The sequence below is a fragment of the Achromobacter sp. genome, from assembly GCF_049647645.1.
Lineage (GTDB): Bacteria > Pseudomonadota > Gammaproteobacteria > Burkholderiales > Burkholderiaceae_B > Achromobacter.
The window spans coordinates 26,231-40,402 of the sequence record NZ_JBARYB010000108.1 but is presented as its reverse complement, the minus strand read 5'-3'; the positions used below and the strand labels follow the sequence as shown (position 1 = coordinate 40,402).

The window sequence follows — 14,172 nt, the reverse complement described above, 5'->3', positions numbered from 1 at the left end:
CGACACGCTATTGGCTTACACCGGACGAACCGCCCGAATCGCTGTCGATGGCACGCGTGGCGCTGAAGCCTGCACTCATAGTGACGCGGAACGCCGACAAGACCTTCTGCACCTGCGTGAATGGCGCATCGGAGATGTAGATGGCCTGGCCTTCATGCACGGTGAACTCGCGCGCCAGCGCCACCTGCTCCGGACGCGTCAGGTCGAACTGGTAGACCACCGGCAGCAGATCCGGCTTGCCCTCGACACCGGCCTTGGCCGGCGTGAACAGGAACACGGAACGCGGATCCGCCAGCTTGTCATCCAGGCCCTTGGAATCCGCCAGCGCGTCCAGCACGCTGTAGTTGCGCTTGCTGATGGCCACGCGCCCCTGGTTTCCAGCCGCGCCCAGCACGGTCAGATACTCCTTCGAGTCATAGGCGGTGATGACATCGCCCGCGCGCAGCAGGATGTCGTTGTTCTGGTTGCGGTAGATATCCGCCAGCCGCACCGACGCGACCTGGTTGTCCCGACGCAGGCTGATGACTAACTGCTCGGGGTTCGTCTGCACCGGCGCGGCCTGCGCCAGCGCGCTGCTCAGACGCTGGGATGTCTGGGTGATGGCATACATGCCGGGCTTGGTCAGGTTGCCTTGCACGGTCACCATCTGCCCGCGCGCATCCGCGGCGCGCGTCACGCTGACGTCCGCGCCGACGACGAGCCTGGCCAGGCGCGCCACGACGGCGTCGTGCAGCTGCGCCAGGGTCATGCCGTCGGCATGGAATTTTCCGAGGATGGGGAATGTCACGTTCCCCGCCGAGTTGATCTCCTGGTTACCCAGGTCGCTCACGCCGGACGGATCCGCCGCGAACACACCCAGCCCGCCGCGCTCCCATACCTTTACGTTGATGCCATCGCCGGGAACCAGGCGGTCGAATCCGGCCTGCGTGAGATCGCGGTAGCGCACCGGAAAGTCGGCCACGTCAGGCACCCGGCTGGCCTGCACCAGCTCGCGCGACGCGGGCATCACGATGACGTCCTTGTCATCGTGCGCGCCCGTCATCTCGCTCAACATCGGGCCGGAACGGGGCAGCTGGCACCCCGCGAGAGTCAGCGTGGCAAGAACCACCATGGTCAGGGCTGCTTTGCGACGCAGCCCTGAACCCGGGACGTACATATGCATAGGATCCTTTCGTTTCAGCAGCTTGAATGGATGAACGCCAATCAAGCTTGCATCAGGCGCATGGGTTCGATATCCATGCGTTCGTCGTTCTCGGACACCACGGGCATGCACAAGCCCATGAACTTGGTCAGCATGGCATCGAGCGAGAACAGCTTCTGCGCGCGGTGGCGGCTGTGCTCCCTCAATTGCTCGTTGTCGCGCACCTGATCCACCATGGAGGCGACTTTCTCGCATGCCTCGTGCAAATCCGGGTGATCGACGCAGCTGAGCAGATGGCCGGTCTCGTTCTCGACAAAGCACTCGCCGGCGCCGCCCGCAGGCGTCGAGATTACCGGCACGCCCACCAACTGAGCTTCGATCAGCACGTTGGGCAGGCCTTCGTAGCGCGACAGCAGGACGCTGGCGTCCATTTGCGAATACCAATAGCCCACGTGGTTGGAAAGGCCGACCAGCAATAGCCTGTCCATCACTTGCAGCTCCTCCGCCAGCGCCTCGATGTTCTCGCGCAGGCGTCCATCGCCCACGATCACAAAACGCGCTTGCGGACGATCCTTCAGGTACATCGCCGCCAGCTTGATCCACAACTGAGGCCGCTTGTCCGGCTCCAGCCGGAACACGCCGCCGATGGTCTCCGTGGCATCGGTGGTGCTTTCGTGAAAATCCTTCCACTTTTCCTCGTCCGCCGCCGAGGCGTCGGTCGCCAGATCCGGCACGCCGTTGTACAGGATGTGGAAGCGCGTGATCGGGATGCCCAGCCATTCCGCATAGGCTTCCGCGGCCTTGCAGCTATTGCTGACGAACACCACGCCGGGAACCTGGGCCAGGGCCTGGTACAGCTCGGGATATTCTTCGCGGAAGCGGTCCTTGCGGATGTTCGGCGGCAATCCCCGGAAGACCAGATGTATGGTCGGAGCGCCAGCCAGCAGCGCGGCCAGCGCGCCGAACAGGCAGGTCCCGTCTTGCCACAAGCTCACCACGTCGAACGGATTGGCCCGCAGCACCGGCGCGAGCCGCGTCACACCGTAGTGAACTGGCGGCGGCAATTGCTCCAGCAAGCGGCTCAGGCTGCCCTCGGGAACGGCTTGATGCGCGACCGACACTGCCGGTAGCTTGTTGATTTCCGTGACCTGGATCTGCGCCTTCACCAGCACGGGCAGGAAAAAATCCAGCCCCTGCTTCTTGGTGGAGCCCGCGGGTTCGGTGTGCTGCTTCACCATGACTTCGACTTTCTTCGGCAACATGATGACGTCGGCCGGCCGGCGCTCGGGAGACTCCGCCAGGCGGGTCAGTTCGCCGGCAAGCCGCGTCAGCTGGCGCTCGGCGCCGCCAGGTCCGAGGCTTCCCGTCACGAGCGCCACCGACACCGGCTTCTCCGCCGACTGCTCCACGATTTTCCGGTCACGGAAGTGCAGGATCGCATGCTTCATCGATACGATCCTGACGTCCTTTCCGGCCAGCCCTTCCTCGGTTTCGAAGCGCTGGTAGAAGGCATAGTCGCTGGCCAGGTCGTTGGCCAATTCCGCCGCCTTGCTGCCGGGAGTCAGGTGCTTCATCACCGGCGCGATGGCGTCGAACGCCTCGGCCAGCAGCCCGCGCTTGCGCAGGCGCTTGGCGAACTCGATCCGCATGTTGCGATCGGTGTTCTCCAATATCAGCCGGCGGAACAACTCGTCGGACTGTTTGTGCGCACGGATATCGCTAAGCAGCTTGGCCCGGGCGAACAGGCGGTCGGGGTTCTGCGTCGAGGGCGGCAGATGGCGATCGACCAGGGACAATGCCTCGTCGATCTTCCGCTCCTTCACCAGGCGGGTCGCGCAGTAGCGGACGATCAGGAAGTCGTCCGGGCACTCTTCCAGCAGCGTGGCCCACTGCTCGGCCATGCCTTCGTTCAGGCCGGCCGACTCCTTCAGCCTGAGCAGCAGGAAACGAACCTTGGAGTCTGCCAGGTGATCTCGGGCCAGCGCCTGAGCGCCAGCCAGGTTTTGCTGCGCCACTTGAACCCGCACCGACGCCGTGACGATCTCTTCCAATTGGGCTTGCACCGCTTGAAGATCGGACGCGGCCTCCGCTAGCTCGGTAGTCAGGGGCGGATTCATGCTGCCTTCCTCCGGTTGATCTTTTCGATCCACACCTGGCAGCGCTGGATGTAGTGATCGAACTGCGACGGGTTGTCGGAACGTTCCTGCAGCTTGCGCCAGTACGGCAAGGCTTGCTCGAAGCGGTGCAGGCGCATGGCGCCCACGGCGGCCAGACGCAGGCCGATGGGATCATCCGGCACCAGCTTCACGATGCGCTCGCCCAGGGCCAGACGCTCGGTCGTGCTCGCCGGATCCAGCGCGCGCGATTCGGCGTACAGCACGGCGAGGATCCGGCGCTTCTCGTGGTCGACTTCCGTCATCCCCGGCCACGACTGCGCGACGCGGTCCAGCAGGTTCCAGGCCGCCTGATGATCGCCTGCGGACAGGATCTCGCGGGCGCCACGGATGGCGCGCGGTCCGAGCCTGCCAAGCTGACGCTGCGCTTCGTCCTTGGCGCCCTGGTCGGCCGCCGTATGGTCGAGCACCGTCTTGTAGGCGTCGATGGCTTCGCCGTACCAGCCGCCGTTAAAGGCCACCCGCGCAAAATGCAGCTTCGTGCTGAACGGGGCGGATTCGCCAGCCGCGGCCTGCTCCAGATGCCGCATGGCGGTCTGCTTGTCTCCCAGCGCGTCCGCCGCCCGGCCACGCATCGCATGCAGCTCGGGAAAATCGATCTGCGTGTCGAGAGCGATGTCCGTGAGGTCGATCACTTCCTTGTGGTTGCCCGCCACGAGCGCGGCCCGCACGCCCAGGCGCATCGCGCGCTCGAACGCACGCTGCGCACGCACACCGGCCAGCGCATCGGGCGTGAGCAGACGGTGCGCGCAGATACGCTCCGCCGCGTCGCGCAGGCGCCCTTCCTCCAGCGCGCGATTACCTTCTTCGGCCCATGCCTGCGACTGCGAATTCAGCCAGGCGGCGATGTCCTCCTGCTCGCTGCTGGCCAGCTTGCACGAGACCGCCAACGTGGCGGCTGCCATGATGCAGCCACGCCACGAGGCTTCCTTGACGAGCTCCAGCGCCTCGACATCATTGAGCGCGGGGGATTCGGACGCCAGGTTGCGCAGTCCCGCGCGATCCCCGGCCAGCAGCCGGTCGCGCCACAGCGTGGCGAAGCCCCGGCCGTGCGTGGGCACGGCGGCACGGACTTCATGGACCCAGCGTATGGCGGCTGCCATGTCGCCTCCAGCCTGCAGCAATGCGAGCACCGTGTCGGCCGCTTCCACCGCTACCGCGTCTTGCGGCGAGGAAATGCGGAACAGCTGCTTCCAGTTGCCCAGGGTCTCGTCCACATAGCCGAGCTGCCCGGCGGAAACCGCCGCGATCCGCACGATTTCCGGCGTTTCGATTTCATCGCCCAGCAAGCCGGCGGCAAGCGAGTACGCCACGTCATGGCGCCCCAGCTTGAACTGGTTGCGCATCAGGATCTGCTCGGCCTTGCTGCCGGACGCCAATGCGCCGTCGGCGCTGCCCAGAAGCGCCAGCGATCCTTCGTAGTCGCCCAGTTCTTCCTGGATGCGCGCAAACAGCAGCGTGTGTTCGGGCAGGCCGGGGTGGCGCCGCAGCACATCGCGCACACGGCGCGAGGCTTCGCGCAGATCGCCCGAGTCCCACAGCTTCTCGATGCGGTCGGCGCTGTCGTAGGCGGCAAGCTTGGGCGCGGAAGGCTGCGTCGTGGACGCGTCCATCCGCGGACGCATGTAGGTTTTGAACCACTCGGCGCACAGGCGCTCGGCGAATGCCGGCGAGTAGTGGGTCAGGTCGAGGCCGCCGTTTTCCATCGCGTCGGCCTGGCCTATCTTGTTCATCAGCGGCGTCGGGTCGTAGCAAGGCACGCCGAGGCGCTGCGCGCTGGCGGTCACCGCGGCGATCAGCTGCTGACGCTGTTCGATGGGCGCATTGTCCGGCGTCATGGCATTGACGTGGGTGACGAATACCACCTTGTCGCGGCCCAGCAGATCGACCAGCTGGTTCATTTCCTGCTCGATCTCTTCGTCCGTCTGATCGCGCTTGACGATGCGGGACAGCAGGTCGCGGTCGTCCGACGTGAGCGCCTTGAAGACCGGATCCTGATCCAGCAGCGCGCGCCGTTCGGCCAGGCGGTCGGCGTGGGCCATGGACCAGAACATCCGGGTTCGCGTGCGGTCGGCGAAGAACTCGCTGAAGTAGCGCACCAGGTAGTTGGACTGGATGGGGTAGCCGTCTATCGCCAGCAGCTTGCGCGAGGACAGTTCGACCACGTAGAGGTCAGCCGGCTTGTGGGCGCCTTTGCGCGCCTGTTCGCCATTCGAGGGCCGGAAAATCACACGCTGTACGTCGGCGGGGATGTCGCCCTGGCCGAACATGAATCGCGCCTGCTGCAGCGCCTCGGCGCTGGTGTGCACGAAGCCGTAGTTGCGCCCGAGTTGCAGCTTGATCGGGTAGCGGCCCACGGCATCGCGCAGCGGCGTATGGATGCGGCAGGTTCCAATCGGAGCGGTGGTAAAAGCAGCCATTCGGAGGCTCTCCTCTAGTGATCGATAGTGAGCCTGAACTTAAAGAGTCCAGTACAGAAGGTCGGACTGAAGCCGTTTGCTGTCCAGCACGGACTTCAGGTCGCACACCATGCCGCCGCTCTTGACCAGAGTCGGCATGTCGTCCCAGATGGAGGCCATGGTTTCACGGTGCGGCACCGCCAGGATCAGCACGTCCATGTCGCGGAACTGGTCGCGTTCCACTAGCTTGATGCCGTACTCGTGCTCCATCTGCTCCGGATCGACCATCGGATCGCACGCGACCGGAGTGATGCCGTACTCGCCCAGGGCGTTGTAGAGATCGACCACCTTGGAGTTGCGGATATCGGGCACGTTTTCCTTGAACGTCATGCCCAGGATGCCGACGCGGGTGGTGGCGTTGAGGCGGCCGTTGCGGGCCAGCGTCTGGACCACGCGCGAAGCCACGTGGCTGGCCATGCCGTCATTGATGCGGCGGCCCGACAGGATGACTTCGGGGTGATAGCCGAGTTCCTGCGCCTTGGACGTCAGGTAGTACGGATCGACGCCAATGCAGTGGCCGCCCACCAGGCCCGGCGAGAACTTCAGGAAGTTCCACTTGGTGCCGGCGGCCGCCAGCACTTCCGAGGTGCGGATGCCGACCAGATCGCAGATCTTCGACATTTCGTTCATCAGCGCGATGTTGATGTCGCGCTGCGTGTTTTCCAGCACCTTGGCAGCCTCGGCGACCTTGATGCAGGACGCGCGATGCACGCCCGCATCGATGATCTTCTCGTACACGCCAGCGATGATTTCCAGCGATTCCTCGTCCTGCCCGGACACGATCTTGACGATCTTCTCCAGCGGATGCTCGCGGTCGCCCGGATTGATCCGCTCGGGGCTGTAGCCCAGCTTGAAATCGACGCCGCAGCGCAGGCCGGAGATTTTCTCCAGTTCCGGTCCGCAGATTTCCTCGGTGGCGCCGGGATGGACGGTGGATTCGAAAACGACGATGCAACCGGGACGCAGCACCGGGCCGATCGAACGGCAGGCACGTACCAGCAAGGAGAAATCCGGGTTGTTCTTTTCGTCCACGGGGGTCGGAACGGCCACGACGAAGAAATCGCAGTTTTCCAGTTCCGATACCTGATCGGTGAACTGCATGGGGGAGGCAAGCAACACGTCGCGTTCGATCTCGCCGGTCCAGTCATCACCCTCTTTCAGCCGTGCGATTCTGCGCTTGTCCACATCAAAGCCGATGACATCAAAGCGCTTGGAAAATGCGACGGCTACGGGCAGGCCGACATATCCAAGGCCACACACTGCGATTCTCTTTACCACGGGGGACCTCACTGTTTTCGTCGTGTCGGAGACACTAGAAATTGACACCCGGGGGGCACGAAATCGATGCGGAATCGAATATGTTTGCCCCGGCTCGGGCGGGCGTATTGCTTAAGAATATTTACAGCTCGATACGCGCTTAAACGGGTCAAGCGACGAGCCAACGAATCGTAAGGGGCGCAGACAGCGAATTTCTTTCTAAATATTTTTATCGCTGTTGAAATAAATCAGCTTCGCCGCAACAAACCCAGGGAAATCCCTCAAACAATTACATTCATTACATGAACCGCAACATGAGCCAGTCGCTAGATTGTTAGCAAATATATAAAAGAGTTTTTCTTGGTCTGGTTTAACCAAAGTGAAAAAACATAATGCGGTACCAGCGGTCAGGTATTAATTTCTCGCAGAAATGTCATATTCAAAAACAGCCTGGATACCGTCATTATTTAGAAATAACAAAGACTGACGCTTCTGGGCTCCAACCAGTCCTTAACAGGAAAATTTGTCTCGGACATGCGCAGGCGCCCGGCGTAGACCATTTCGATAGCGCACACCGCACACCTCGGCCTGCTCATGTCTAACCGGAACCTCGAGGCCGGTGGCCCCATCGGCACCGCTCATCCTTATCGCGCCGCCGCTGCCCGGAGACGTGCCACCAAGGCGGTTCGGTCAATAACGTAGTGCAAACGATCCGATTTTTAGAATAAGCGACTGTCTTCGGTCGTTTATGCGGCACAACGCGCATCAATTACAGATATTCTTTGTCGGTCACATTACGTAACCCATCGACATGACCGCGTCTCCGACCTCCAATGGCCCGAAGCACACACCCAAGAAACAACTCACACTAAGCGTTACGGCGGCGCTGCGCGTCGCCGGCCCCAATCGCGACGGCAAACCGCACAAGCTGCGTCAGATCGACGTCATGCGCCGCACCGGGATGTCACGGACCACGCTCAAGCCGCTCCTCGACATGACCGATTCGAGCCAGCGCAACCCGGACCTGGCGACGCTCCAAAAATTGGCCGAGGCGATGGGCGTGCCGCTGGCGTTCCTTCTGATGACGCCCGACGATTGGCGCAGCCTGATCAAGGCAATTGGAACCCTCGCGGACTACCAAGCCGCAGCGCACAGCTTGGTAAGCGACGCTCTGGGCGGCCCGGCGTTTGCGGAAACCGTGCTGAAGCGCTGCAAGGTCCACCCTGAATACCCCCCTTTTGGCGCGACCTATAACGCCCAGGAAAATCAGCGCCTCGACGCCCGTAATGAGTGGCGGCGCAGAACCAGCCTTGTGATGGCCGCGCTGGCCCAGCCGGCGGCACGAGGGGATCACCGCAAGTTTGCCGACTTGACGGCACTGGCTGCAGCGCTGGCCAACGAAATGACGCCGTTCAATCCCAACGGTTCAACCCCAACTAATGACAACTAAGACCTTTCTATGACTACTCTGATCTCCGATCCCGATCTCGCGCAGGTACTGGACAGCGCGGACGTCGACGACCTCGCGGTACTGATCGATCACATCACCGACAAAGGCGAAGGACGCATCTCGCTTTCATCGACAGCTTGCAAGAAACTCGTCGACGCGCAATCGTCAGGACGCGTGGACGATGCTAGCCGAGCCTTGATAGCCGAAGAACTGCAGCGTTTTGGCGGCAACTCGCTATTCAATCTGATGCGCGGCGGCGCAGGAGTTCCCTACAAGGAAGTGCTTTGCGACGTGGCGAGTCACGTCAACGCCCGCTACTCCTCCAAAAGCGATTGCGCGAAGATCGAAATCGCCATCCTGGAAGCGATACTGGAGCAGTCGCTGGACAAGATGAGCGAGCAGGACAAACAGCGTCTGTTCGCCGAATTCGGCAGCACCTATATTCCGGGCTCTGGACCAACAGTAATGGCGGCGCTACAAGTCGCGATCAAAGCTTCCGGCTTCGGCGCATACAAGCTTGCCGCAGTTGTGGCCAACGCCATTGCCAAAGCCATTCTAGGACGAGGCTTGGCCTTTGGAGCCGCGGGCGGACTAATGCGGGGAATTAGCGTGTTCGCCGGGCCGATCGGCTGGGCCATCACCGCGATCTGGACCTTGTTCGATCTTGGCAGCCCCGCCTACCGCGTGACGGTGCCCTGCGTAGTGCAAATCGCCTACATGCGCCAGAAGGCCGCATATCGCAGTTGCCCGGCCTGCTCGGCCATGGTCGATATTGGCAAGAAGTTCTGCGCCGAATGTGGCAGCCCCCTCACTCAACTCCTCCCGGCCCCGGCCCAAGCAACCTGAGACAAGAGCGCACATCATGTTGGTCATCATCACTACACCGTTGCGTATTGTCGCGTCCTACGCGATTGCCATGGCGATCGGCGCCCTGCTGGCGCGCCATGCTTTGGAAAGTCAGAACGCGGTTGACTAGCGACGCCGGCTTCAAGAACGCAGGCACTGATATCGGCAATATCCCCTATCCCGTCTCGTAGAAAAGAATGAACACCAATCCCTTTACCGAAGAAATCGAAGCGCTGGAGCGCAACCATGAGGCTGCCCGAAACGAGTTGGACAGCTGGAAGGCGAAGCTCACCTGGTTCGAAGACGTCAACCTCGACCAAGCCACCGGCGAACTCATGCGTACTCAGCGCATGCAAACCGAAACCCAGGCACGGCTTGGAGCCATGCGCCTAGGTCTTGTCGACCTGGCGGCGACGGTGCAGCGCCTGGAGGAAGAGGCCGGCATGGGGATAGATCCGCGCCACTGGTTTTCGTCGGAGCGTGCGATCGCAAAGAGGCAACTCACAGCGATGCAACAGAAGCTGGTCGACGGGCAAGCGTCGATTTCAAGCATGGAAGCCGTCATCTCGAGCGCCGCCGTAGCCGGTCGAGATATCCAAAGCAGAATCGAAAAGGCGCGGGTCTTCGATCCCTTGCTTGCCCAGTCGGCAATCGCCGCGCTTCAAACCACCATTGAACAGATTGCTCCACAGATGGCCGCTTTGCGTCATCGCAGCGACAAGCTGGACGAGGCCTTGCTGGAGCCACAGCAACGGTTGAGCGAGGAAGAGTGGCAGCGCCCCCAGCTGCAGGGCCGGATCGAGCTCGCTGCGAAATTCGAGGACGAACTCGGCAAGGCCGCAAGCTATGAGCGGAGACAGATACATTCAAGGTGCGACAGCCGGTTGGGGAACGAGAGGCCGGCAGTCGTCATACGGGAAAGCCGCAACGCCCTGCGTCGTGTTGAGGCGAACATTACGAAGCTTCGCGCTCGAATCGCCGAACTCGTCAAAATCGCCAGCCGGGATGTCCGGCACATCATTATCGACGGCAACAACCTGTGCAACGCGGGGGGGATTGGATTCGTCGGCCTGGCGGCGCTTAAAGCCATCGTCCCGATTCTCGCCGAAGCCTACAAGGTGACACTGATTTTCGATTCGGGCATCCGCGGCAAACTGCAGTTGCGCAACAAGGACATAGAGGCAGCCTTTCCGGACGCCGCCCTGGTGCACGTTGTCGCGAGCAGGCGCTCGGCCGACGAACTCATCCTGGACATTGCCGGCGATGACCGCTACACCTTTGTGCTCAGCAACGACCGGTTTGCCGATTTCCCCGAAAAGTCCGCGGTCAAGGAAGCACGCCTATTGCAGCACGAAATTGTCTGCCAAACGGCACGAATCTACGATCTGCGGATCGAGGTTCCCTTCGATCTCCAAGCGGAAGAGAAAGCAACGCCGTGAAAACACGTAGAGCCGAATAAAAAGCTCGACAAAAAAATAGACCGCAATCAGCGGTCTATTTAGAGTCTTCACCGTTGAAGGGAAGGAATAAAGTTCGCCTGATCGACAATTTCTAACCTATTGATTTTAAAGCATTCCCCCAAAAACGTCTCCCCTTAGCACAGTTCGATGCACAGGCTTCGATGCCAACAGCGCGGAAATTTTTTGAATCAAAGTTCGCTTGGCCCCTCAAACGATCTCCCACCCGCCTGCCTCTGGTACCGCCACCACCCGCTAGTCGTCGACCGCTGGCCACATGAGGCGGCACGCCTCTAGCCGTTCGCAGAAACTGCCGCATCCATCGCCGTCGAACCACTGGGCTTTGATGGGGACAGCCAGTCCGGCTACGGAGCACGAATGCATGGAGGCCAAAGGCATCAGATTGCAAATAGCTGTACTCCGGCAGCCAGCCCGTTGGGCGGGAGCGGATGTTAGTCAATCCGGCCTCGATCCAGATCCACGTGTCGGTCGACAATAGCACCACGCACTTAGCGGGGCCATTGCCATTTTGTACATTACGACATCGAGAGGGCGCAGCACGGCCAGCGATGCGTCGCCGATCACTGATCTCCCGAGCCCCGATCGCCTCGCCCGTCGCCTACAACGCTCGTTGCGAGCTAATCACGCTAGGCTCATCGCACAGTCCGACGCGAGTTCGTCGAACGACGCGCTACCCGCGACTCGCAGATCCGTTCGGAGCGCCGTACCCGATGGGATGCCAAGCGCCAGACGCCGATCTGAAACGACGGCCAACACGACGCCGGGACCGTTCCATATCAACCGTCGATACATTGCTGCACGGTTGACTCATCGCACAGTGTCTCCGCGTATACGGAACGGCCAGTATTGCCATTTCAGCGCAACTCGGAGTCCCTCAACATCTTGCAGCGCCGCTGAAACAGTGTCACCGCTCTCTCAGCAGTGTACATAGCAACACTACTGGAACAGCGCCGCGAAAGTGACCAAGCAGTTGTCCGCTGCGGGGTCGATCATCGGCGCAGCAAATTAAAGAGTAACGTGAGTGCTTTGTAGAACGAGACCAATGCGACAACTATGGCGGCGACCCAAAGGGGAAACAAAAGTGGGGTCGCGCGTGCAGGCCATCCATCGATTCCAATCGCAGACAGCGTTAGTGACCACACACACAGCACAAGATTTGCAAGTAGGGCCACACGAAAGAATGATAGGACTTGGCTCCAAACGTCTTTGTTGGCCGTTACCCACTCCATCCTCCTAGTCGTGACTGTGAGCATGATCGCCTGGGCCGTACCTAGGAAACCGGTCAAAATGGACGAGATGCTAATAGTGGCGGTCAACTGGCCATCTAGCCGGCTCGAGGAAAAGGTCATGTCGGAATGCCACGCAGCTAGGCCTGCGGCCAACCCAAATAGGAATGGCCATGCACACTCCAACCACTGAGCAAAGGAGCGCTTCTCCACAATCCTTATCCAAGCTCTTGAAGGGCTCGTTCTAGCAACCGGAACATGCTCTGAATCTCATAGCGCTTCCCCGCTGTTCGAATCACTTGCGACTCACTATACGTCTTCGACTTCGTTGCGGCGAGAAGATCAATGTGATGAAGACGATCAAATTCGTCATGTCGCGCCTCTAGAAGCAAGCTATCCCCAGGGTTTCGGCGCCGACGTAGACGGTTCGAGATCGCTCCAACCAGCCCACCACTGAGCGCTTGATCTTTGCTCCGAAGCTCAACTGAAAACTTCAGTTCCATTCGCTTAGCGTTGGATTCGACACACGAGTTGATCATTTGCGAAATCCGAGTTCCCTCGAACCTGGCGATGTCCGCATCCGAAATGTTGTCAACTACGACGTGCATCTTGGCCACTTCGCGCTTCTGACGATACTCGTCCAAGATGCTTCTATTTACAACGGGCGAGAATCGATATCCTTGGGCGCCCACACCAGTACATTGCGAGAGATAATCGGCAATTTTTGATGACCGAACCCCAGCATGACTGTACTGAAGGACTAACCTTGACGTCGCAGGGACGAACAAGGCGTACGTCTCCTCTACAAGCAGAGTTCCTTGTGGCAAATTTAAGTCGACGGCGGGAGCGTCAGTGCTGCCACTCGCCGGCCAATGCTCCTCCCGGAATCTAGAAAACGCAAGGCGCCAATGTGTGAGGGCGCCGTTCGCTAAGACCGGGATGATGTGCTCTAGCTGCACCGTAACTGCCCCACACACCCTATGTCGCTGTCCAAACGGCATACCGTGTTGTGCTCGAAGGATTGTGTCCAAATCTGGTGTCCCATCCACCGCCGCCACATCATAAAGATCGACTGTTATTTGCCTCATTGTCTCTGCCGTCGTCACTTACATATTCTGTTCACTACGCTTTGTATCATTATTTCAATGAGTCTTGCGAAGTGCGTCCTGTAGGCGACGAGGCGGGCCATCGGCAAGAGGAAGCATCATCGACGTTGCAAGCGCTTGTAGAGATAGCGGCTGCACGCGCTTGTGGACCTCCCGAGCGCCATACCTCCAGGAGCATTTTTGCCCGGCGCGATAGCGGTCGACGGCAGACGTAAGCTGGGCGGAAGACGATCTTGGAAACTTAAGGGAGTGCCAACAACACGCCGAAAGCGATTGAGGCTAATCGTGCCAAAATGAGGGCATGGCCACCCTACGCACGCGCACCACGCGCAAACCAAACGGTACAAAGGTCGTCACCTTTGTAATCGATACGAATCGTCCAAGCCTCAAGACGTTGACCGGAGGCGAGCACGCTCACGTGGTCAGCGAGCGAAACGCGAAGTCTGCGACGCGAGAGGGGAAGTCAAAGCCAAACGCCGGTACTTATGTCGCACTTCGGATCAACAATCAGCCGAATACCTACTTAGTCGGTTCGCGAGAGAGGGCCATCGAGATCGCCAAGCGCGCCGGAATCCTTGACGATACTGGTAAATTGACCCCGTTTTTTCAAGGTGTTCATTGATGTCGCGTAGTGATGCGTGCCGCGCGAGCGGCTCTCATAAATAGCCATTGACGACCATTAGCCGAGGTGGCCTTTAGGGACATACTGGCGTTACCACCGACTCCCGGGGAACACACTCAACGGCTACATCGGAGCCAGGCTATCGTTCTCTTCGCTTGGGTTCGCCAGAGGCACTGATTCGCTAGAAGTCCTTCACCTTCCGGATGGAAGACCGAAAGCGCAACGCGTTTCACTTTTTACGTCACCCAGCATCGCACGCGTCGAATCAGAGTTGGTCAATGGACCTTGTGGCCGACGGTGGGGCCTATGGTCGCCGATTCCGACGCTTGACCATAGTCGATGACTATGCGCGCAAATGCTTGGCAATCGAGGGCAATAAACCGTTGCCGGACCTGCATATGGCCACGGTACAG

General features: G+C 60.4%; 9 protein-coding genes. 4 read left to right on the top strand and 5 right to left on the bottom strand.

Translation table 11 applies throughout. The annotated features are described in order from the left end of the window. Positions 1-7: 7 nt before the first annotated feature. The 4 genes from WBB14_RS13090 to WBB14_RS13075 are packed head-to-tail and all read right to left on the bottom strand — an operon-like array spanning position 8 to position 7,034. Positions 8-1,162, bottom strand: a complete 1,155-nt coding sequence (locus WBB14_RS13090; protein ID WP_424240195.1) for a polysaccharide biosynthesis/export family protein — start codon at positions 1,160-1,162, stop codon at positions 8-10. Between the two features lie 41 nt (positions 1,163-1,203). Then, positions 1,204-3,258 (bottom strand): glycosyltransferase, encoded by a 2,055-nt coding sequence (locus WBB14_RS13085; protein ID WP_424240194.1) that lies wholly within the window; start codon positions 3,256-3,258, stop codon positions 1,204-1,206. Next, positions 3,255-5,735, bottom strand: a complete 2,481-nt coding sequence (locus tag WBB14_RS13080; protein ID WP_424240193.1) for a hypothetical protein — start codon at positions 5,733-5,735, stop codon at positions 3,255-3,257. Before WBB14_RS13080 ends, WBB14_RS13085 begins: the two co-directional genes overlap by 4 nt. A 39-nt stretch (positions 5,736-5,774) precedes the next feature. Then, positions 5,775-7,034 carry a nucleotide sugar dehydrogenase gene (locus WBB14_RS13075; protein WP_424240192.1) on the bottom strand — a complete coding sequence of 420 codons (1,260 nt, stop codon included), beginning with the start codon at positions 7,032-7,034 and terminating at the stop codon, positions 5,775-5,777. A gap of 808 nt (positions 7,035-7,842) precedes the next feature. Here WBB14_RS13075 and WBB14_RS13070 point away from each other — a divergent pair. The 3 genes from WBB14_RS13070 to WBB14_RS13060 all read left to right on the top strand — a co-directional run bounded on the left by WBB14_RS13070 (position 7,843) and on the right by WBB14_RS13060 (position 10,766). Then, positions 7,843-8,481 (top strand): helix-turn-helix domain-containing protein, encoded by a 639-nt coding sequence (locus WBB14_RS13070; RefSeq protein WP_424240191.1) that lies wholly within the window; start codon positions 7,843-7,845, stop codon positions 8,479-8,481. A 9-nt stretch (positions 8,482-8,490) separates the two neighbouring features. After that, positions 8,491-9,327, top strand: coding sequence for a ubiquinol-cytochrome C chaperone family protein (locus WBB14_RS13065; RefSeq protein ID WP_424240190.1), 837 nt, complete (start codon positions 8,491-8,493; stop codon positions 9,325-9,327). Positions 9,328-9,524: 197 nt separating this feature from the next. Beyond that, on the top strand, positions 9,525-10,766 hold the full coding sequence (locus WBB14_RS13060; protein WP_424240189.1) for a hypothetical protein: 1,242 nt from the start codon (positions 9,525-9,527) through the stop codon (positions 10,764-10,766). 1,483 nt (positions 10,767-12,249) lie between these two features. Here the strand turns inward: WBB14_RS13060 and WBB14_RS13055 are convergent. After that, entirely contained in the window at positions 12,250-13,119 is an 870-nt protein-coding gene (locus tag WBB14_RS13055; RefSeq protein WP_424240235.1) for a DUF6731 family protein, read from the bottom strand. Positions 13,120-13,438: 319 nt separating this feature from the next. Here WBB14_RS13055 and WBB14_RS13050 point away from each other — a divergent pair, with 319 nt between their 5' ends. Continuing rightward, positions 13,439-13,759 carry a hypothetical protein gene (locus tag WBB14_RS13050; RefSeq protein WP_424240188.1) on the top strand — a complete coding sequence of 107 codons (321 nt, stop codon included), beginning with the start codon at positions 13,439-13,441 and terminating at the stop codon, positions 13,757-13,759. Positions 13,760-14,172: the final 413 nt, after the last annotated feature.

Bases quoted from the DNA above. Each gene is read 5' to 3' on its own strand.
- WBB14_RS13090 (WP_424240195.1), bottom strand. From the start codon at position 1,162: ATGCATATGTACGTCCCGGGTTCAGGGCTGCGTCGCAAAGCAGCCCTG.
- WBB14_RS13085 (WP_424240194.1), bottom strand. From the start codon at position 3,258: ATGAATCCGCCCCTGACTACCGAGCTAGCGGAGGCCGCGTCCGATCTT.
- WBB14_RS13080 (WP_424240193.1), bottom strand. From the start codon at position 5,735: ATGGCTGCTTTTACCACCGCTCCGATTGGAACCTGCCGCATCCATACG.
- WBB14_RS13070 (WP_424240191.1), top strand. From the start codon at position 7,843: ATGACCGCGTCTCCGACCTCCAATGGCCCGAAGCACACACCCAAGAAA.
- WBB14_RS13065 (WP_424240190.1), top strand. From the start codon at position 8,491: ATGACTACTCTGATCTCCGATCCCGATCTCGCGCAGGTACTGGACAGC.
- WBB14_RS13060 (WP_424240189.1), top strand. From the start codon at position 9,525: ATGAACACCAATCCCTTTACCGAAGAAATCGAAGCGCTGGAGCGCAAC.
- WBB14_RS13055 (WP_424240235.1), bottom strand. From the start codon at position 13,119: ATGAGGCAAATAACAGTCGATCTTTATGATGTGGCGGCGGTGGATGGG.
- WBB14_RS13050 (WP_424240188.1), top strand. From the start codon at position 13,439: ATGGCCACCCTACGCACGCGCACCACGCGCAAACCAAACGGTACAAAG.